15 protein-coding genes, 1 tRNA gene and 1 pseudogene are annotated in these 19,862 nt (G+C 69.0%); 11 read left to right on the top strand and 6 right to left on the bottom strand.

The genetic code is table 11. From position 1 onward, the window contains the following. Positions 1-70: 70 nt before the first annotated feature. The 4 genes from clpX to mnmC all read right to left on the bottom strand — a co-directional run bounded on the left by clpX (position 71) and on the right by mnmC (position 5,906). Positions 71-1,348 (bottom strand): ATP-dependent Clp protease ATP-binding subunit ClpX, encoded by a 1,278-nt coding sequence (clpX, locus tag ACZ5MJ_RS11205; protein WP_464219361.1) that lies wholly within the window; start codon positions 1,346-1,348, stop codon positions 71-73. A gap of 242 nt (positions 1,349-1,590) precedes the next feature. Further along, positions 1,591-2,241: an ATP-dependent Clp endopeptidase proteolytic subunit ClpP gene (clpP, locus tag ACZ5MJ_RS11210; protein WP_011615108.1), complete on the bottom strand. Its 651-nt coding sequence runs from the start codon at positions 2,239-2,241 to the stop codon at positions 1,591-1,593. Between the two features lie 102 nt (positions 2,242-2,343). Beyond that, a complete protein-coding gene (tig, locus tag ACZ5MJ_RS11215) occupies positions 2,344-3,699 on the bottom strand; it encodes a trigger factor (RefSeq protein ID WP_464219368.1) in 1,356 nt (451 codons plus the stop codon). Positions 3,700-3,929: 230 nt separating this feature from the next. Beyond that, a complete protein-coding gene (mnmC, locus tag ACZ5MJ_RS11220) occupies positions 3,930-5,906 on the bottom strand; it encodes a bifunctional tRNA (5-methylaminomethyl-2-thiouridine)(34)-methyltransferase MnmC2/FAD-dependent 5-carboxymethylaminomethyl-2-thiouridine(34) oxidoreductase MnmC1 (protein ID WP_464219369.1) in 1,977 nt (658 codons plus the stop codon). 156 nt (positions 5,907-6,062) lie between these two features. On the opposite strand from mnmC, the gene ACZ5MJ_RS11225 reads away from it, so the two are divergent. Next, positions 6,063-6,917, top strand: a complete 855-nt coding sequence (locus tag ACZ5MJ_RS11225) for a 23S rRNA (adenine(2030)-N(6))-methyltransferase RlmJ (protein WP_464219370.1) — start codon at positions 6,063-6,065, stop codon at positions 6,915-6,917. Here the strand turns inward: ACZ5MJ_RS11225 and ACZ5MJ_RS11230 are convergent. Beyond that, positions 6,892-7,266, bottom strand: a complete 375-nt coding sequence (locus ACZ5MJ_RS11230; RefSeq protein WP_464219372.1) for a VanZ family protein — start codon at positions 7,264-7,266, stop codon at positions 6,892-6,894. The genes ACZ5MJ_RS11225 and ACZ5MJ_RS11230 overlap by 26 nt on opposite strands. Before the next feature lie 273 nt (positions 7,267-7,539). On the opposite strand from ACZ5MJ_RS11230, the gene ACZ5MJ_RS11235 reads away from it, so the two are divergent. Further along, positions 7,540-7,626: transfer RNA gene (locus ACZ5MJ_RS11235), tRNA-Leu, on the top strand. A gap of 427 nt (positions 7,627-8,053) precedes the next feature. Then, complete coding sequence (locus tag ACZ5MJ_RS11240; RefSeq protein ID WP_464223705.1) at positions 8,054-8,401, top strand: hypothetical protein; 348 nt, start codon at positions 8,054-8,056, stop codon at positions 8,399-8,401. Positions 8,402-8,413: 12 nt separating this feature from the next. Here ACZ5MJ_RS11240 and ACZ5MJ_RS11245 read toward each other — a convergent pair. Beyond that, positions 8,414-8,641, bottom strand: a pseudogene (locus ACZ5MJ_RS11245) (M20/M25/M40 family metallo-hydrolase); the annotation flags it as partial. Positions 8,642-8,771: 130 nt separating this feature from the next. On the opposite strand from ACZ5MJ_RS11245, the gene ACZ5MJ_RS11250 reads away from it, so the two are divergent. The 8 genes from ACZ5MJ_RS11250 to ACZ5MJ_RS11285 all read left to right on the top strand — a co-directional run bounded on the left by ACZ5MJ_RS11250 (position 8,772) and on the right by ACZ5MJ_RS11285 (position 19,857). Continuing rightward, complete coding sequence (locus ACZ5MJ_RS11250) at positions 8,772-11,549, top strand: LuxR C-terminal-related transcriptional regulator (protein ID WP_464219373.1); 2,778 nt, start codon at positions 8,772-8,774, stop codon at positions 11,547-11,549. Between the two features lie 111 nt (positions 11,550-11,660). Then, positions 11,661-12,800, top strand: coding sequence for an acyl-CoA dehydrogenase family protein (locus ACZ5MJ_RS11255; RefSeq protein WP_464219374.1), 1,140 nt, complete (start codon positions 11,661-11,663; stop codon positions 12,798-12,800). 34 nt (positions 12,801-12,834) lie between these two features. Then, on the top strand, positions 12,835-14,022 hold the full coding sequence (locus tag ACZ5MJ_RS11260; RefSeq protein ID WP_464219376.1) for a lipid-transfer protein: 1,188 nt from the start codon (positions 12,835-12,837) through the stop codon (positions 14,020-14,022). Between the two features lie 78 nt (positions 14,023-14,100). After that, complete coding sequence (locus tag ACZ5MJ_RS11265; protein ID WP_464219377.1) at positions 14,101-15,081, top strand: Bug family tripartite tricarboxylate transporter substrate binding protein; 981 nt, start codon at positions 14,101-14,103, stop codon at positions 15,079-15,081. A gap of 38 nt (positions 15,082-15,119) precedes the next feature. Next, a complete protein-coding gene (locus ACZ5MJ_RS11270; protein WP_464219378.1) occupies positions 15,120-16,049 on the top strand; it encodes an SDR family oxidoreductase in 930 nt (309 codons plus the stop codon). A gap of 36 nt (positions 16,050-16,085) precedes the next feature. Further along, complete coding sequence (locus ACZ5MJ_RS11275; RefSeq protein ID WP_464219380.1) at positions 16,086-17,633, top strand: acyl-CoA synthetase; 1,548 nt, start codon at positions 16,086-16,088, stop codon at positions 17,631-17,633. A gap of 38 nt (positions 17,634-17,671) precedes the next feature. Further along, positions 17,672-18,838, top strand: coding sequence for an acyl-CoA dehydrogenase family protein (locus ACZ5MJ_RS11280; protein ID WP_464223706.1), 1,167 nt, complete (start codon positions 17,672-17,674; stop codon positions 18,836-18,838). A gap of 26 nt (positions 18,839-18,864) precedes the next feature. Next, positions 18,865-19,857 (top strand): acyl-CoA dehydrogenase family protein, encoded by a 993-nt coding sequence (locus ACZ5MJ_RS11285; protein ID WP_464219381.1) that lies wholly within the window; start codon positions 18,865-18,867, stop codon positions 19,855-19,857. Positions 19,858-19,862 lie beyond the last annotated feature (5 nt).

The raw sequence follows: 19,862 nt of genomic DNA on the forward strand, positions 1-19,862 counted from the left end.
TACGCGAACGGCCTTTCCGCCCTGCTGCCGGTGTGGTCCCGACCACTTACCACCTCTGGCAGCCCTCGCGTCAGTTGGACCCTGCCACCTTGGGCTGCTGCTCCTCGTACATCAGCAGCGGGGGTGCATCACCGTTGATCGTATTTTCATCGATCACCACTTTCTGCACGCCCTTGTAGTTGGGCAAGTCGTACATGACGTCCATCAGCGACTGTTCCAGGATCGAACGCAGTCCGCGCGCGCCGGTCTTGCGGCGGATCGCCTTGCGGGCGATGGCGCTCAGCGCACCCGGGCGGATTTCCAGCTCGACGCCTTCCATCGCCAGCAGCTTCTGGTATTGCTTGACCAGCGCATTCTTGGGCTCGACCAGGATCTGCATCAGCGCGGCCTCGTCCAGCTTGGCCAGCGTCGCGACCACCGGCAGGCGGCCGATCAGTTCGGGGATCAGGCCGAACTTGATCAGGTCTTCCGGCTCGGTCTGCGGCAGGATTTCGCTGGCATCGCGCTCTTCCTTGCTCTTGACCTGCGCGGCAAAGCCGATGCCGGTCTTGTCGGAGCGCTGCATGATGACCTTTTCCAGGCCATCGAAGGCGCCGCCGCAGATGAACAGGATGTTGGTCGTGTCCACCTGCAGGAAGTCCTGGTTCGGATGCTTGCGGCCACCCTGCGGCGGCACCGATGCCATGGTGCCTTCGATCAGCTTGAGCAGGGCCTGCTGCACGCCCTCGCCCGAGACGTCGCGGGTGATCGACGGGTTGTCCGACTTGCGCGAGATCTTGTCGATCTCATCGATGTAGACGATCCCGCGCTGCGCCTTCTCGACCTCGTAGTTGCAGTTCTGCAGCAGCTTCTGGATGATGTTCTCGACATCCTCGCCCACGTAGCCGGCTTCGGTCAGCGTGGTCGCGTCGGCGATCACGAACGGCACGTTGAGCAGGCGCGCCAGCGTCTGCGCGAGCAGCGTCTTGCCCGAGCCGGTCGGCCCGATCAGCAGGATGTTGCTCTTGGACAGCTCGACATCGTCCTTCTTGCCGAGGTGCTTGAGGCGCTTGTAGTGGTTGTAGACCGCCACGGCCAGGATCTTCTTGGCCTGTTCCTGGCCGATCACATACTGGTCCAGGCTTTCGCGGATCTCGTGGGGCGTGGGGAGGTCCGAGCGCGCGGCCGCGGCGGCGTCTTTCTCGGATGCCGTGGCCTCGTCGCGAATGATCTCATTGCACAGGTCGATGCATTCGTCGCAAATGAACACCGACGGGCCGGCAATCAGCTTCTTGACCTCATGCTGGCTCTTGCCGCAGAAGGAGCAGTACAGAAGCTTTTCGCTGGATGAACCTTTTTTGTCCGCCATAGGAATCAGTCACTTATGCAGTGCGCACACCGCGGGGCGACAGGCTCCTCGGCGATACGCTTCAAACGCATCATACGCCAAAACAATTGGCACCACCGGCGGTTCCCCCCGGCTGTGGGGCTAAAGCACAAAACGAGGCACGGGGCCTCGTTCCGGTGTAGCCTTCGCCATTTGGGCCTGGCCAGCCTGGCCGGTGGCCGCCGCCGGATTACGCAACCGCGACGCCACGGCGGCCCGCAGCATCAGCCGCGGCGCGCCAGGACCTTGTCGATCAGACCGTAGTCGACCGCCTGGTCGCCGCTCATGAAGTTGTCGCGATCGGTGTCGCGCGCAATCTTCTCGACCGGCTGGCCCGTCACTTCCGACAGGATGGTGTTGAGCCGCTCGCGCAGGTACAGGATCTCGCGAGCCTGGATCTCGATGTCCGAGGCCTGGCCGCGCGCGCCGCCCAGCGGCTGGTGGATCATGATGCGCGAGTTGGGCAGCGCCGAACGCTTGCCCTTGGCGCCGGCCGCCAGCAGGAAGGCGCCCATGCTTGCCGCCATGCCCATGCACAGCGTGGACACGTCCGGCTTGATGAACTGCATGGTGTCGTAGATCGCCAGCCCGGCCGAGACGGAACCGCCCGGCGAGTTGATGTACAGCGACACGTCCTTGTCGGGGTTCTCGCTCTCGAGGAACAGCAGCTGGGCCACCACCAGGTTGGCGGTCTGGTCGTTGACCTCGCCCACCATGAACACCACGCGCTCCTTCAGCAGGCGCGAATAGATGTCATAGGCGCGCTCGCCCCGGCCGGACTGCTCGACGACCATCGGCACCAGCCCCAGGCCCTGGGTTTCCAGTGCCGAGGCCTGCGTGGTGGCGAGACGGTCAAGCAAATCATTGCGAGTCATGCATGTTCTCCATGGATTCGTCGGATTGCAAGGCAATCCGGGGTAACTCGGGAAGTTGCCCGGCCCCACGCCGTGACGCGGGGCTGCGGGTCACTTCCGGCCTCAGGCTTGCTGCTGGTTGCCTTCGGCGGTGAGTTCCTCGAAGGACACCTTCTTGTCGGTGACCTTGGCCTTGTCGCACACGAAATTTACCACGTTGTTTTCGAGCACGTAGGCTTCCATCTCGGCCAGGCGCTGCTGGTCGCCGTAGTACCAGCGCATGACTTCCTTCGGGTCTTCGTAGCTCTTGGCGAAGTCCTCGATCTCGGCCTTGATCTGGTCGGCCTTGGCTTCCAGGCCGTTGGCTTTGACGATCTCGGCCAGGATCAGGCCCAGCTTGACGCGGCGCTCGGCCTGCTGCGCGAACATCTCGGCCGGAATCGGCATGTCCTTGGCGTTGGGCATGCCACGCTGTTCCAGGTCACGGCGGGCCATTTCCACCAGGCGTTCCTGGTCCTGCTCGATCAGGGCCTTGGGCACGTCCAGCTCGCTCGCCTTCAGCAGCGCGTCCATGACCTGATCCTTCAGCATGGAGTGCGTGCGGCGCTTCACTTCGCGCTCGAGGTTCTCGCGGATGTCGGCGCGCATCTTGTCGACGCTGCCGTCGGCGATGCCCAGCGACTTGGCGAAGCCTTCATTGACTTCCGGCAGGTGGGCCCATTCGATCTTCTTCAGGGTCACCGTGAACTCGGCGGTCTTGCCGGCCACTTCCTTGCCGTGGTAGTCGGCCGGGAAGGCCAGCGGGAAGGTCTTGCTTTCGCCGACCTTCAGGCCCAGCGCGGCCTGCTCGAACTCGGGCAGCATGCGGCCTTCGCCCAGCACGAACGGGAAGTCCTCGGCCTTGCCGCCGGCGAACTCTTCACCGTCGATCTTGCCGACGAAGTCCAGCGTGACGCGGTCGCCGTTCTGGGCGGTGACGTCGGCACCGCCGTCGCCATGCTCGCCGGCTTCGCCGCGGGCGTGGTAGTGCACGCGCTGCTTGCGCAGGATGTCGATGGTCTTGTCGACTTCGGCGTCGGTGATCTCAGTGCCGGTGCGGGTGACTTCGGCAGCCGACAGGTCGCCGATGGTCACTTCCGGGTACACCTCGAAGGTGGCGTCGAAGGCCACTTCGTCTTCGCCCACGCCCTCGTTCTTGATCTCGAACTTGGGCTGGCCGGCAACCTTGACGTCCTGTTCCTTGGTGATGTCGAAGAACTTGCGCGCGGCCTTGTCGAAGCGCACTTCGAACTCGACCTGCTGGCCGTACTGCTTCTCGACCATCTTCATCGGCACCTTGCCCGGACGGAAGCCCGACATCTTCACGGTCTTCGACAGGCGAACCAGGCGCTCCTGCTTTTCCTTTTCCACTTCGGCCTTGGGGATGGCCAGGGTCACCTTGCGGTCCAGCTTGCCGAGGTTCTCAATCACGTTCGACATGGTCGTAGATCCAATCCAGAAATGTAGTTGTGTTCGTAGGTGCTACCGCTTGCGCATGTACCGCCCGCTTTACCGCCACGGCGCCGTCACCACAGGACGGCCGGGGCGGCGCACCGGCGAACGGAACGCTCCGCGCAAACGGAAAACGGGGATTATCGCACGGTTTCGATTCGCTTCCGGCAGTTTTTGCCCGGAACGCACCCGGAGCCGCCCTGCCGCACCATGCGCCGCTATCCGGCCTGCCCGTGGCGCAGTGCACGCAGCAGCAGGCGTGCCGGATCCACCGCATCGGCCAGGTCCGACTCCAGCGGCAGCGGCTCGCCCTCGATCTGGCTGGCCAGCAGTTCCGCGGCCAGCGCAGCCCATGTGAGGCCGCGCGACCCATATGCAAGGGCCGCGTAGAGGCCAGGCAGGCGCGGCAGGTCGCGCAGGTGCGCACCGCGCAGCGATGCGGCCTGCGCCAGCGCAACGGCCTCATCGGGCACCTGGCCGACCAGCGGCAGCCGGTTGTGCGTGACGGTGCGCACACCCACGTATCCTGACAGGGCCGCCGGGTCGATGCCGGCGACGTCATCGGCGTGGCGCGGCAACAGCCCGGACAAGCGTGCCAGGTTGGCAGCGTGGACCGCCGGCTGCTCCACCAGCGGGCCCTCGTCGGCGTCGTAGCTGGAGCCGACCCGGCCGGTGCCATCGGCGGCACGCGGCAGCAGGTAGCCCGCACCGGTCACCACGCAATCCGGCCAGCCGCCGAGCGCATCGACCTGCGCGGACGCCAGCGTGGTCAGCTGCCCGCGCACGCGCCGCATGGTCCAGTGCTGCTGCGGCAGCAGTTGCTGCGCCTCGTGCGCGCTGGCCAGTACCAGCACCGGCGCCGATGCCAGCACGGCACCATCCTGCCCGACTGCCTGCCATTGCCCGTCAACGTATGCAATCCCGGCAACCCGGCAGCCGAAACGCGCGGTCACGGCATCGCCAGCACGCGCGAGCTGCGCCGCGCAGATATCCGGCGGCGCCACCCAGCCGCCTTGCGGGAACCACAAGCCGCCACGCGGCACACCGGCACAGTGGGCCGACGCGGCCTCTTCAGCGCTCATCCAGCGCACGAATCCCTCAGGCAAGCCCATCGCCGCCAGCGCGGCGCGCTGGGCCTCGCCCTCGGCATCGTCCTCGCCGATCTGCAGCACGCCGCAGCCATGCCAGCCGACGGGATGGCCGGCCTCGGCCAGCGCCGCCCAGGTGCGCAGCGCGTACTGGTTGCCGGCGCGCGACAGCCGCGACAGCACGCTGTCGTCGGCCGACACATGCGCATGCATGGCCGCCGCGCGATGCGCCGAGGTCTGCCGCGCCGGCCCGTCGTGGGCATCGAACAGCGTCACGCGCCAGCCGCGCGCGGCCAGCCGCTCGGCCACCGCGCAACCGGCCAGGCCGGCGCCGATCACCATGGCATGGCGCCCGTCCCATTGCGCCGGCAGCGGCGGTGCGTGGCGGCGCGCTTTCCATTGCGGGCGGAAGCGCGCGACGGTCATGTGCCACTTGCCGCCAAAGCCGGGGGCCCTGCTGACTTCGAAACCGACTTCCTTGAGCCCGCGCCGCACAAAGCCCGCGGCCGCAAACGTGGCCAGCGTGGCGCCCGGCCGGGCCAGCCGCGCCAGTCCGCGGAACACCTGCGGCGACCACATCTGCGCGTTGCGCGCCGGCGCGAAACCGTCCAGGTAGAAGGCATCCACCCCGGCCGCCAGTCGCGGCAGCATCTGTTCGACATCGCCCAGGGCCAGCGTCAGCACCACGCGGCCCTCGTCGAAAGCCAGCCGGTGCAGCCCTGGCAGCGCCAACGGCCATTGCGCCTGCAGCGCCTGCGCCAGCGGCTGCCGCAGTCCGTCCAGCCCGGCGTGCAGTTGTGCCAGCCCCTCGCGAGTGAACGGGTGCTTTTCAATCGAAACGAAATGCAGCGTGCCGCAGCGCTGCGGATCGTCGCGCCACGCCTGCCAGGTCGCCAGGAAATTCAGCCCCAGGCCGAAGCCGGTCTCGGCAATGACGAACTGGCGCTGGCCGGCCCACGCCTGCGGCAGGCCGTTGCCGCCCAGGAAGACATGGGCGGCCTGCGCCAGCCCGCCTTCGGTGCTGTGGTAGACGTCGTCGTAGCGGGGCGAATACGGGGTGCCTTCGGCAGACAGGATGGGCTCGGCGGGCTCGAGTGCGCGCGGCATGGGACAGGAAACTCGGCGGAAGCAAAATGCCCGGGCGAACGCGCCGGGCGTGGTAGGGGCCGGGGTTGGCAACCCGCGGCGGATGGTAGCATAGCGGCCTTCCCGCAGACCTCACGCCTGCCCCTGATTTTGCGCCGACAAGGCGCCCTGCCCCACATGCTCAGCTACCGTCACGCCTTCCACGCCGGCAACCATGCCGATGTCCTCAAACACGCCGTCGTGGTGCAACTGCTCGAGCACCTGACGCAGAAGGACAAGGCGTTCTGGTACATCGACACCCATGCCGGCGCCGGCCTCTATGCGCTGGACCATGCCTACGCGCAGAAGAAGGCCGAGTTCGAGACCGGCATCGCGCCGCTGTGGCGCGCCGCCGCCGGCACGCAGTTGCCGGCGATGCTGGACGAGTACCTGGACCAGGTGCGCGCGCTCAACCCGGACGGCAACCTGCGCCACTATCCCGGCTCGCCCTGGCTGGCCTGGCAGATGCTGCGCGAGCACGACCGGCTGCGGCTGTTCGAGCTGCACAGCACCGAGATCCAGGTGCTGCGCGACAACTTCCGCGGCGCCGGGCGCCGCGTGATGCTGTATGACGGCGACGGCTTCAGCGGCATCAAGGCCATCCTGCCCCCGGCGCCGCGCCGCGCGCTGGTGCTGGTCGATCCGTCCTACGAGGACAAGCAGGACTACGCCCGCACCGTGCAGACCCTCCGCGACGGGCTGGAGCGCTTTGCCACCGGCGTCTATGCGGTCTGGTACCCGCAGGTGCAGCGGCGCGAGTCGGTGCAGTTGCCGGTGCAGCTCAAGGGCCTGCCACTCAAGAGCTGGCTGCACGTGACCCTGACCGTCAGGCACCCGGTCGAGGGTGGCCTCGGCCTGCACGGCAGCGGCATGTTCATCGTCAACCCGCCGTGGCGCCTGAAGGAATCGCTGGAAGAGGCGATGCCGTTGCTGGCCGACTTGCTCGGCCAGGACGACGGCGCGAAGTTCACGCTCGAAGCCGAGGAGCACTGAGGCGGCGCACCAGCCAGTCCAGCGCCATGCCCGCGGCCAGGCCGATGCAGTCGGCCAGCAGGTCGAGCCAGTCCGCATCACGGTAGCCGGTCTGCCCCTGCAGCAGCTCGATCAGGCCGCCGTACGCCACCAGCCCCAGCCATACGGCCCAGCCTCGCCCGGCGTAGGCGCGCCGCCCCAGCACGCCCAGCACCGCGAACGCCAGCATATGGTTGGCCTTGTCCCAGCCGGTGGTCGGCAGGGGCTGGCTCGGCGGTAGCAGCGACAGGACCAGCACCGCCGCCGCGCAGCCCCAGAAAAGCAGGCGCCAGCGCAACGGAGTCAGCGTCGGGAGGGAAATCATCGGCATGTGGGTGGGAGCGAGAAAGCCGACAATATATCCCGGCCGCCTGCCGCCGCCACCGGAGTGCCGGGCAGGGCTGGATTCCCCCCGCGCCTTGCGCTACAATCCGCAGCCTCGTTGCAGTGCAGGCGCAAGCCATGCCGATACCACGTTTCGGCAGCCGGTGCCGCCAGCAGCGGACAGCGTAAAGGCGGGCAGTTCCAGCCGCCTTTTTTGCTTTCCTGTCCTGCCCCTGCCAACGAGCATCGCGGCCGCCCGCCAGGGCAGCGCCGCAGGACCGCGAGGGTGGCGAAATTGGTAGACGCACCAGGTTTAGGTCCTGACGCCAGCAATGGTGTAGGGGTTCGAGTCCCCTCCCTCGCACCACCCGCCTTCCAAGTGGCGGGCTGACAACCTCCCCTTTTCAAGCTCCCCTCCGGCCCGCCACGCGAGAAAGAGGCGCTTTGCGCACTTTACCCGCAGCGAAGAGGCGCTGTTCATCGGCGACATGGGCCCGGCCACGCCCATCGTCAACAGTCGGGGCATGGCGGTCGGCGTGGTCCCCGTGTCGCCGCCGTCCAGTCGCTGGAGCATGGCCGAGACGCAGAAAAAGCAAGGGCCGCTAGTGATGGAATGCGCGCGGCCGATCTCGCGCTCCATCGCCCATTGCAGGCCACCGCAAGGGTGGTAGAAGACCTGAGTGGCAGCGCCTTTCGCCGGCCCGTGCCGCGATCTATTCTGAAGATGTCGGGCGGCGTTGCGCGCTGCGCAGGCTGTCTCCGGCGTCTTCACCTCAGCCCTGATCGGAGGGCATATGAAATTCCCCGCCTTGCTGTTGGCAGCGTCGATGACCGCTGGCTGGTCATCGCTCGCCCAGGCTGCCGGATGCCAGTACGACATGCAGTGCAAAGGAGAGCGGATCTGCCAGCAAGGGCAGTGCGTCTTTCCTGACCCGGAAGATACCGCGGAAGCCGGCGGGCCGGCGCCGCTGCCGGCAACCAGGCGCACACCCGCGCCGCCGCCGGTCCGCGGGTGCTGCACGGTGGCAGGCAAGCTGAAGCTGTCGCCATCCTCGGCGTCGGACACCAGCCTGAGCCACGGCGATGCGTGCCAGGGGCTGACCGCCTCCGGCAAGCCGGTTCCAGGCACGATCTGCAACTAGCCCCGGCACGGGCGCGTGCGCCAGCATGGCCTGCGGCAGTACGCTGGCACCTGTCTCGATATGCTCGGGCAGTGCGTCTTCCAGTTCGTTGTGCCTGATGCCGTCCTTGCACGGCACGAAGTTCATGCCGGTGGGCGCTCGCCGCGCGACGTAGATGGCGTCGTGGCCGGCGCCGCTGGCCACGTTCATATGCGGCAGGCCCTGCGCTGACGCCGCGCGCATGGTCGCGTGCATGCGGTCGGGCACAGCGCACCCCACCCGCATCAGGTGGCCCACCGCCGGAAGGCTCCGCCGGCCTGCACGGCGCTCCTACAATGCCGTCATTGCATTGGTCCGCCGGCCCGCGCCGCACGGACAGGAGGAGCCCAGCATGCCCCCGGCCGAAGCCGCGCCAGCAGCATCCGCCAGCCAGTCCGCCGCGCCGGCCTTTCCGGTCACGCCGACCAAGCTGGTGCCGCCCCGCGGCGCCCGCCCGCTGATGGCGCGCGACACCCTGCTGGCACGCCTGGCCGAGGCGCGGCGCCAGCGCTGCATCGTGATCCAGGGGCCGGCCGGCTGCGCCAAGACCAGCACGCTGGCGGCGTGGCGCCAGGCCCTGCTGACGCTGGACTTCGACGTCGCCTGGCTGTCGCTCGCATCGGAAGACAATAGTGTCGCGGCGTTCTTCAACGGACTGGTCGCCAGCCTGGCCATGGTTGACCCCGCCATCGTGCGCGACGCCTGGGTGCTGATGGGCCGCGACGGCCACCAGTCCGCGGTGGAGCACTGGGTCATCACGCTGGTGCGGGCCATCGGCGCACGCCGGCGCGAGCTGGTGCTGATGCTCGACGACGTCCATCACCTGGACGACCCGGGCGTGGTGCTGGCGCTGCGCTGGCTGCTCGACTACGCGCCGCCGCAGCTGCATGTGGTGCTGGCATCGCGCACCGCGCCGCCGGTATCGCTGGCGCGGCTGCGCACGCAGGGGCTGCTGTCGACCTTCGGGCTGCCCGACCTGCGCTTCTCGGCACAGGAGTCCGCCCGCTTCCTGCAGGAGCAACTGGGCCACGTCGACGCCCGCGATGCGGGCCGGCTGCATGAACTCACGGACGGCTGGGCCGCCGGCCTGCAGCTCTTTGCCATCGACCTGAAGGGCAAGCGCGGCGGGTCGTACAACCCGGTCCAGGTGCGCGACGCGCAGACCTTTGCCAGCTATTTCGAGCGCGAGGTACTGGTGCGGCTGACGCCGGACGACCTCGACCTGCTCACCCGCATGGCACTGTGCCACCGCTTTTGCGGCGCGCTGTGCGCCACCCTGCTGGGCCGCCCCGATGCCGCCGCCGAGATCACCACGCGGCTGGCGCGCCTGGCGCGCGACGACCTCTTTATCACCCAGATCGGCAACGAGAGCCACGGCGAGGCCTGGTACCGCCTGCACCCGCTGTTGCGCGAGGTGCTGCTGGGTCGCCTGGGCGGGCAGCCGCCCGGCACGCAGGCCGCGATGCACGCAGCGGCCTGGCAATGGTTCAACGCGCATGGCGACGTGGATGAGGCAGTGCGGCACGCGGTGCTCGCCGGCGACGGCGCGGCAGCCGCCGACATGGTCCACGGCCGCGCGCACGGCCTGCTGGCGCGCGGCGAACTCAGCCAGCTGGCCGCGCTGGTGCGGCAACTGCCCGCCGAGCAGATCCGGGCCCGCTTCGGCCTGCTGCTGGTCCAGGCCCACCTGCAGATGTATGCCGGCGATGCCGACGGACTGCAGGACAGCCTGCAGCGGATGCAGGCCCAGGCCGCGCGGCTGGGCCCGCGCGAGCACTATGCACTGGCGATATTGCGCGGCAGCATGGCGCTGCTGCGCGACGACTCCGACGCGGTCGCCAGCCTGCTGCCGACGCTGCAGCGCGTGCCCGCTGGCGCGGACGACTTCACCCTGACCGGGCGCGGCAACATCCTGTCGTGGATGCATATCTACCGCGGCGAATACGACCAGGCGCGGCGCGTGATCGAGGACGGCGCGCCCTGCGACGGCGCGCCGCGCGGCACGCTGCTGGGCCACTGCATGGGCGGCATGACGCACGCGGTCGAGGGCCAGGTGCTGGTGGCCGAGCGCGTGCTGCATGACGTGCTGGCCGATGCCGGGCAGCGCGGCGCGGCCTGCGCCGGCGTGGCCTGCATGGCGGCCGCGCTGCTGGGCGAGACCCTGTACGAACTCAACGATGTCGAGGCTGCCGCCAGCCTGCTCGATGCCCGCATCGACGTGCTGGTGCGCATCTCGATCCCGGACACCGTGCTGCGCGCGCTGCTGGCGCTGTCCTGCGCTCGCTGGCATGCCGGCGACCACGCCGGCGCGCTGGCGTGCCTGGACCGGCTGGAGCGCTACGGGCAGCGCCAACGCGTCGACCGTCTGGTAGCTGGCGCCCTGTGGCTGCGCTCGCGCCGGTTGCTTGAGGACGGCCATGTCGACGCCGCCGACGACGCCCTGCTGCGGCTGGAAGCGCTGGCGGCGCGGCATGCCGGCGCGGTGCGCGGCACCGCCTGGGAAGTACGGGTCCACGCCGACCTGGCCCGCATCGGCATGTGCCTGCACCACAACGACTTCGACGGCGCGCTGGCGCGCCTGGAGCCGCTGGCCGCGTTGTCCGAGGCAGGCGGGCGCTGGTCCCGCGTGGCCACCTTGCGCATGCTGATGGCACTGGCCCACCAGGGCCGCCGCGATCCGGCCGCCGCGCGCCGGCAACTGGCCGACGCCCTGCGCATCGGCCACCGCCACGGGCTGGTGCGCAGCCTGCTCGACGCCTCACCGCAAGTGCCGGCCATGCTGGCCGCGCTGGCTGGCGACGACAGCCTGGACCCGGTGCTGGCGTTCTACGCGCAGCGCCTGGCCGACGCCGCCGGGGCGGGCGCTTGCGCCAGCCCCGGCGCCTCGCCGGCCCCCGCCGCGCAACTCGCACGCCTGGGCACGCTCAGCGAGCGCGAGCAGGAAGTGCTGGGCCTGCTGGCGCAGGCCATGCCGAACAAGAAGATCGCCCGCATCCTTAACGTATCGCTCGACACGGTGAAGTGGCACCTGCGCAACGTCTACGCCAAGCTGGATGTCACCGGGCGTGACGAAGCCGTGGCCCGGCTGCGCGATGCCGGCGCGCTGCCCACCCCCCTCGCCTCCTCCTGACCTGCCCCACCTACACCACCGGTGTAGGGACTTCCCTCCCGCCCCCGGCCACACTGGACCCAACGAGGCAGCGACACCGCCGCCGCCCACCAGCCAGACCGGGAGCCATCGATGGAAATCATCCGCAACGTCTATCGCGAAGACCACGAGATGTTCAGGGAAACCGCGCGCCGCTTCTTCGAGCGCGAATGCCTGCCGCGCCAGGCCGCCTGGGACCAGGCCGGCTGCGTCGACCGCGAGACCTGGCTCAAGGCCGGCCGCGAGGGCCTGCTGTGCGTCACCGTGCCCGAGGAATACGGCGGCGGCGGCGGCGACTTCGGCCACTCCGCCGTGCTGGCCGAGGAGTACCACCGTTCCGGCATCTCCGGCCCGAGCTTCTCGGTGCACTCGGACATCACCGCGCCCTATATCGTGCGCCTGGGCACCGAGGCGCAGAAGCGCAAGTGGCTGCCCGGGATCTGCCGCGGCGAGAAGATCCTGGCCATCGCCATGACCGAGCCCGGCAGCGGCTCCGACCTGAAGTCGATCCGTACCACGGCCGTGCGCGACGGCGACGAGTTCGTCATCAACGGCAGCAAGACCTTCATCTCCAACGGCCTGAATGCCGACATGATCGTGGCGGTCTGCAAGACCGATCCGGCAGCGGGCGCCAAGGGCGTGAGCCTGATCATGGTGGAAGCGGACCGGAAAGGTTTCCGCCGCGGGCGCAAGCTGGAGAAGGTGGGCCAGCATGCCGCCGACACTGCCGAGCTGTTCTTCGACAACGTGCGCGTGCCGGTCGCCAACCTGATCGGCAACGAGAACGGCGGCTTTATCCACCTGATGGAAGAACTGCCGCAGGAACGCCTGATCATCGCCGTCTACTGCGCCGCCAAGCTGGAGCGCCAGCTGGAACTGACGCTGCAGTACGTGAAGGACCGCCGCGCCTTCAACCAGACCGTGTGGGACTTCCAGAACACCAGGTTCAAACTGGCCGACGTCAAGGCCCAGGCCGTGGCCATGCGCACCATGGTCGACTACTACATCGGCAAGCACATGGAGCGCAAGCTGACGCTGCAGGAAGCCGCGATCGCCAAGCTGTACGCCACCGAAACCATGTGGAAGTGCATCGACGACATGGTGCAGCTGCACGGCGGCTACGGCTACATGCTCGAGTACCCGATCGCGCGCGCCTTTGCCGACATGCGCGTGACCCGCATCTTCGGTGGCACCAGCGAAGTGCTGCGCGACCTGATCGCGCGCAAGCTCTGAGCCCCCCTTTCGAAACTTCCTTCAGGAATCCATCATGAGCGAGAAAGCCCTGGTTGCCGGCGTTGGCATGATCCCCTTCGCCAAGCCCGGCGCAAGCCTGAGCTACACCGAAATGGGCGCGGAAGCCACGCGCCGCGCGCTGGCGGATGCCGGCATCGGCTACGAGCAGGTGCAGCAGGCGTTTGCCGGCTATGTCTACGGCGACTCCACCTGCGGCCAGACCGCGCTGTATGAAGTCGGCATGACCGGCATCCCCATCATCAACGTCAACAACAACTGCTCGACCGGCTCGACCGCGCTCTATCTGGCGCGCAAGGCGATCGAGACCGGCGATGCCGACTGCGTGCTGGCGCTGGGCTTCGAGCAGATGCAGGCCGGCGCGCTCAAGTCGCACTGGGATGACCGCCCCGTCACCCGCGCCCGCTTCCAGCCGATCATGCACGGCCTGACCGCCGACATGGCGCACCTGCCGCAGGCGCTGCGCACCTTCGGCGGGGCCGGCCGCGAGCATATGCAACGCTACGGCACCAGCATGGAAACCTTTGCCGCGGTGCGCGCCAAGGCCAGCCGCCACGCCGCCAACAACCCGCTGGCGCTGTTCCGCAAGGTCGTCACCACCGAAGACGTGATGAACGACGTCGAGCTGCTGCCGGGCGTGATGACGCGCCTGATGGCCTGTCCGCCCACCTGTGGCGGCGCCGCGGCGATCCTGGTGTCGGAGCGTTTTGCCCGCCAGCACGGCCTGCGCACCGGCGTGCAGATCGTGGCGCAGGCGCTCACCACCGATCCGCCGGCCTCGTTCGACCCGCCGTCGATGCTGAACTATGTCGGCACTCACATGACGCGCGCGGCGGCCAACAAGGTCTACGAGCAGGCCGGCATCGGCCCCGAAGACGTCGATGTGTGCGAGCTGCATGACTGCTTCGCGCACAACGAGGTGATCTCTTACGAAGCCCTGGGCTTCTGCCCCGAAGGCGGCGCCGAGAAGTTCGTGATGGACGGAGACAACACCTACGGCGGCAAGGTGGTGGTCAACCCGTCGGGCGGCCTGCTGTCCAAGGGGCATCCGCTGGGCGCTACGGGCCTGGCCCAGTGCTACGAGCTGACGCACCAGCTGCGCGGCACCGCCGAGCATCGGCAGGTGGCAGGCGCGAAGCTGGCGCTGCAGCACAACCTTGGCCTCGGCGGCGCCTGCGTGGTGACGCTGTACGGCCAGTACTGAACCACGGACCGAAGCAGAGCAAAGACGCGGCGCGCCGGCGGCATCGTGCTGCCGGCAGTGCCCCGCAAGGAGACTGCCATGAAACAATCGCCGCTTTACCGCCTGCCGGGCCTGGGCCTGGCCTGCGTGATGCTGCTGCCGGCGCTGCCGGCAAGTGCCGCCGACAACTTCCCTTCGCATCCGCTGCGCTTTATCGTGCCCCTGACACAGGGCAGCGGTTCGGACACCGTCACCCGCTTTGTCGCCGAGCTGGTGGGCAAGGACCTGGGCCAGGCGGCCGTGGTCGAGAACCGCCCGGGCGCCGACGCCATCATTGCCGTGCAGAGCCTGCTCAACGCCCCGGCCGACGGCTACAGCATCCTGATGATCTCGCCCAGCGCCATGGTCATCAACCCGCTGGTCAACGACAAGCTGCCCTACGACCCGCGCAACATCCGCCCGCTGGCCGCAGCGATCCGCGCTTCGGCGGTACTGGTCACGGGCGCCAACTCTCCCTACAAGAGCTTTGCCGACGTGCTCAGTGCCGCGCGCAGGACGCCGCATACGGTCAGCCTGGCCAGCTACAGCTACCACTATCGGCTGGGCGGCCTGCAGCTGCAGCAGATGGCAGGCATCGACCTGAACCACATCCCCTACAAAGGCGCGGTGCAGGTGCAGACCGACCTGATGGGCGGCGCGGTGGACCTGGCCCTGCTGGATGTCGGCGGCGCCCTGCCGCTGCTGCGCGCCGGCAAGCTGCGCCCGCTGGCCGTGACCACCCGCGCGCGCCATCCCGAACTGCCCGACGTTCCGACCGTGCGCGAAAGCGGCGTGGCCGACTATGAGCTGTCGGTGTGGATCGGCTTTGGCGTCAGCAGCAAGACCCCCGAGCCGATCGCGCAGAAGCTTGAAGCTTCGCTGCTGAAGGCGCTCGGCACGCCGGTATTCCGCAGTTTCGCCGCGCGCACCGCCTATGCCGAAGTGCTGGCCGAGCCGGGCAAGCAGATGGGCGCCATGATCGCCTCGGAGCGGGGGCGCTACGGGCAACTGGTCAAGACCTACGACGTCAGCGCACGCTGAAGCATCACCCTGCACAACCCCAAGGAACAGGATTCACCATGTCACAGCTTTGCAAGGACCGCGTGGTCGTCATCACCGGCGCCGGCCGCGGCATCGGGCGCGAATATGCGCTGGAGTTCGCCCGCCAGGGTGCGAAGGTGGTCGTCAACGATCTCGGCGGGCGCGGCGAAGGCGGCGGTGCCGCGAGCGGCCCGGCCCAGAAAGTGGTGGCCGAGATCCGCGCCGCCGGCGGCGAGGCCATCGCCAACTTCGACGACGTGGCCGACTGGGCCGGTGCCGAGCGCATGATCCGCGCCGCCATCGACACCTTTGGCAGCCTCGACGTGCTGGTCAACAATGCCGGCATCCTGCGCGACCGCACCCTGGTCAACATGACCGAGGAAGACTGGGATGCAGTGATCCGAGTACATATGCGCGGCACCTTCGCGCCGTCGCGGCACGCCGCCGCCTACTGGCGCGAGCAATCGAAGGCCGGGCGCCAGCGCGCCGCGCGCCTGATCAACACCAGCTCGTCGTCGGGCCTGTACTGCAACGCTGGCCAGTCCAACTACGGCGCGGCCAAGGCCGGCATCGCCGCGATGTCGGTGATCGCCGCGCGCGAGCTGGACCGCTACGGCGTCACCGTCAACGCGATCTACCCGACGGCGATGAGCCGCCTCACCGAAGACATCTTCGCCAAGCGCGGCGCCGAGTTCACCGCCGGCGCCGCGCCGGGCTTCGACCCGCTCGATGCCGGCAACGTGGCGCCGCTGGTGGCGTGGCTGGGGAGTGTCGAATCCGGCGACGTCACCGGGCGCGTGTTCGGCGTGCGCGGCGGGCGCATCACGGTGGCCGAAGGCTGGCACGCCGGCCCGCGCATCGAGAAGGCCGGCCGCTGGGACGCCGCCGAACTGGGTCGGCAGATTCCCGCGCTGGTCCGCCAGGCCGCGCCCAATGCCGGCACGTCGGGCGAGATTCCTGCCGCCTGAGCACCGCACTGAGCACCGCATCCACGGACCCGCACCATGACCCCCAAGTACCTGGGCGATCACGCCGCCCTGAACCCTGAGAAGCCCGCCGCCATCAACGGCACCACCGGCGAGGTCCTGAGCTACGGCGAGCTGGACCAGCGCTCGAACCGCTTTGCCCGGTACCTGTACGCGCTTGGCCTGCGTCGCGGCGACCATATCGCGATGGTGCTCGAGAACAATATGCGCTGCTTCGAGCTGTGCTGGGCCGCACTGCGTTCCGGCTTGCTGATCACCCCGGTCAACCGCTTCCTGACCGCCCCCGAGGCCGCCTACCTGATCGAGGACAGCCAGGCACAGGTGGTGGTGACCTCCCACGCGATGCGCGAACTGGCCGCCCAGTTGACGGACCTGATGCCAAGCTGCCGCAGCCGGCTGATGGTGGACGGCACCATGCCCGGCTGGGACAGCTACGAAGCGGCCATCGCCGCGCACCCGGCCGAGCGCCTGGCCGAGGAATGGATGGGCGCGACCATGATCTACAGTTCGGGCACCACCGGCCGGCCCAAGGGCATCGTGCGCGCGCAGCCGCAGGGCTATGTGACCGAAGGCTCGGGCTCGCCGCGCCGGGCGCAGTTCGTTCGCTATGGCTTCGATGCCGGCACCATCTACCTGTCGCCCGCGCCGCTGTACCACACTGCACCGCTCGGCTACGGGCTGGAGACCCAGTTCGGTGGCGGCACCGTGGTCTTCATGGAGAAGTTCGACGCGGTTGAGGCGCTGCGCATGATCGAGCGCTACCGCGTCACCCACAGCCAGTGGGTACCGACCATGTTTATCCGCATGCTCAAGCTGGAGCCGGCGCAGCGCGCGGCCTTCGACCTGTCCAGCCACCGCGTGGCGATCCACGCGGCCGCGCCCTGCCCGCAGGAAATCAAGCGCGAGATGATCGCCTGGTGGGGGCCGATCGTGCACGAGTACTACGCCGCCACCGAAGGCAACGGCGTGGCCACGCTGGACACGGCGGAATGGCTGGCGCACCCGGGCTCGGTCGGCAAGGCGCTGGTGGGCGTGCTGCATATCTGCGACGACGACGGCAACGAACTGCCCTGCGGCGAAAGCGGACTGGTGTACTTCGAGCGCGAGGCCCTGCCGTTCCACTACCACAACGATCCGGACAAGACCCGCGCCGCGCAGCACCCGCGCCATCCCACCTGGACCTCGGTGGGCGACATCGGCCGGCTCGATGAAGACGGCTACCTGTACCTGACCGACCGCAAGGCGTTCATGATCATCTCGGGCGGCGTCAACATCTACCCGCAGGCGATCGAGGATGCGCTGGTGGTCCATCCCAGTGTCGGCGACGCTGCCGTGATCGGCGTGCCCAACCCGGAGATGGGCGAAGAGGTCAAGGCCATCGTCGAACCGGCCACCGGTATCACGCCATCTCCGGAGCTGGCCGAGACCCTGCTCGAATACCTGCGCGGCAAGGTGGCGCGCTACATGGTGCCGCGCTCGATCGACTTTACCGACGCCATGCCGCGCCTGCCCACCGGCAAGCTGTACAAGCAGGCCCTGCGCGACCGCTACTGGAAAGCCCAATGACCGTGGCGGCAATGCCTGCCGCCACCAAGGAGTACGACGTGAGCCAATTGCTGGACACCTTCCGCCTGACCGCGCTGCCGCCCGCGGCGGAGGCCTTGCGCGCCGAAATCAGGCACTTCCTGGCCGAGCACCTGCCAGCCGCCAGTGCCAATATCCGCGCGCGCTCGTGGATGGGTTTCGATGCCGGTTTCAGCCGCCGGCTGGCGCAACGCGGCTGGGTCGGCGTGACGCTGCCGGCCAGCTATGGCGGCGCCGGCATGGATGCATTCCATCGCTTCGTGCTGGTGGAAGAGCTGCTGGCCGCCGGCGCCCCGGTAGCCGCGCACTGGGTCGCCGACCGCCAGAGCGGCCCGCTGTTCCTGAAGTACGGCACGCCGGCGCAGAAGGACTTCTACCTGCCGCGCATCTGCAACGGCAGCGCCTTCTTCTGCATCGGCATGAGCGAGCCCAACGCCGGCTCGGACCTGGCCAGCGTGCGCACCCGCGCCACGCGTTGCGCTGGCGGCTGGCGCCTGAGCGGGCGCAAGATCTGGACCACCAACGCGCACCATTGCCACTACATGATCGCGCTGGTGCGCTCTTCCGGCGCGCCGGAAGAGCGACAGAAGGGGCTGTCACAGTTCATCATCGACCTGGCCGCGCCCGGCGTCACGGTGCGCCCGATCGTCGACCTGACCGGCGACGCGCATTTCTCGGAGGTCACCTTCGACGATGTGTTCCTGGGCGAGGACGCGCTGGTCGGCGAGGAAGGCAGCGGCTGGGAGCAGGTCACGGCGGAACTGGCGTTCGAGCGCAGCGGCCCGGAGCGGCTCTATTCCAGCATTGTGCTGGTGGATCGCTGGGTGCAGGCGCTGCGCGCAGGCAAGCCCTCGGACGCCGATGCCGCCAATGCCACATTACTCGGCAGCTTCGTGACCCAGCTGGCCACGCTGCGCAGCCTGTCGGTGGCCGTGACCGCGCGCCTGGCGCGCGGCGAAAGCCCGGTGGTGGAAGCGGCGCTGGTCAAGGACCTGGGCACGGAGTTCGAGCAGTCCATTCCCGCCCTGCTCGAAGCCGTGATCAGCGCCGACCCCGGCGCCGCGCCGGACCCCGAGCTGTACCGCACGGTGGCCTTCCTGAGCCAGATCTCACCCACGTTCTCGCTGCGCGGGGGCACGCGCGAAGTGCTGCGCGGCATGATTGCCCGCGGCCTCGGGCTGCGCTGAGCCAACCAGACCTACAGAGGGACCACATGTTTACCGAAGCCATCGAAGACATCCTGCGTGACCACGCCACCCCGGCCGCGCTGCGCGCCATCGAGGGCGGTGCCTCACCCGCGCCGCTGTGGGCAACACTGGCCGATGCCGGCTTCCTGGAGCTGATGGCGCCGGAATCCGCGGGCGGCGCGGCCCTGCCGCTGCCGGCGATCGGACCGGTCTGCACCCTCTTCGGCAGCCACGCGCTGCCGCTGCCGGCGGCCCAGGCCATCGCTGCCCGCGCGCTGCTGGCGCCCACGGGCAAGGCGGCACCCGCCGGCATGATCACGCTGGCCGGCCAATGCTTGCGCGGCGCCGACGGCACCATCACCGCACCGCTGCTGCCCTTTGGCGCGATCGCGGACTGGGTGCTGGCCAACGTGGAAGGCGGCATGCTGCTGCTCGATGCGTCGCAGGCATCGCGCCAGCCGTCCGGCGTGCATGGCAGCCTGGCGGCCACGCTGGTCTGGGCCGCGGGCGACCTGCCGGGTCCGGCCGGCGACCATGGCGAGCGCGTGCGCGACTTCAGCGCCGCCATCCACGCCGCCGCCATGGCCGGCGCCATGGGACGCGTGTTCGACATGACGCTGCAGTACTGCAACGACCGCTCCCAGTTCGGCAAGTCGATCGGCAAGTTCCAGGCCGTGCAGCACCAGCTCAGCGTGATGGCGCAGCATGTGGCGGCGGCGGGCATCGCGGCGGAGCTCGCCTTTGCCGGCGACGGCCCCCTTCCCGCCCGCATGCCGGTGGCAATCGCCAAGGCCCGCACCAGCATGGCGGTGCCACTGGTCGCAGCCACCGCGCACGCCCTGCACGGCGCCATCGGCGTGACCGAGGAATACGACCTGCACCTCTACACCCGGCGCCTGCACGAATGGCGCATGGCGGATGGCGCCGAGGCGTACTGGAACCGCCTCGCCGGCCAGGCCCTGCTGGCGCAGCCCCAGGCCACCATCACCGACTTCGTGCGCGAGACGCTCGCGGCCTGAGCCCC

It is taken from the genome of Cupriavidus sp. LA-1 (assembly GCF_055385985.1).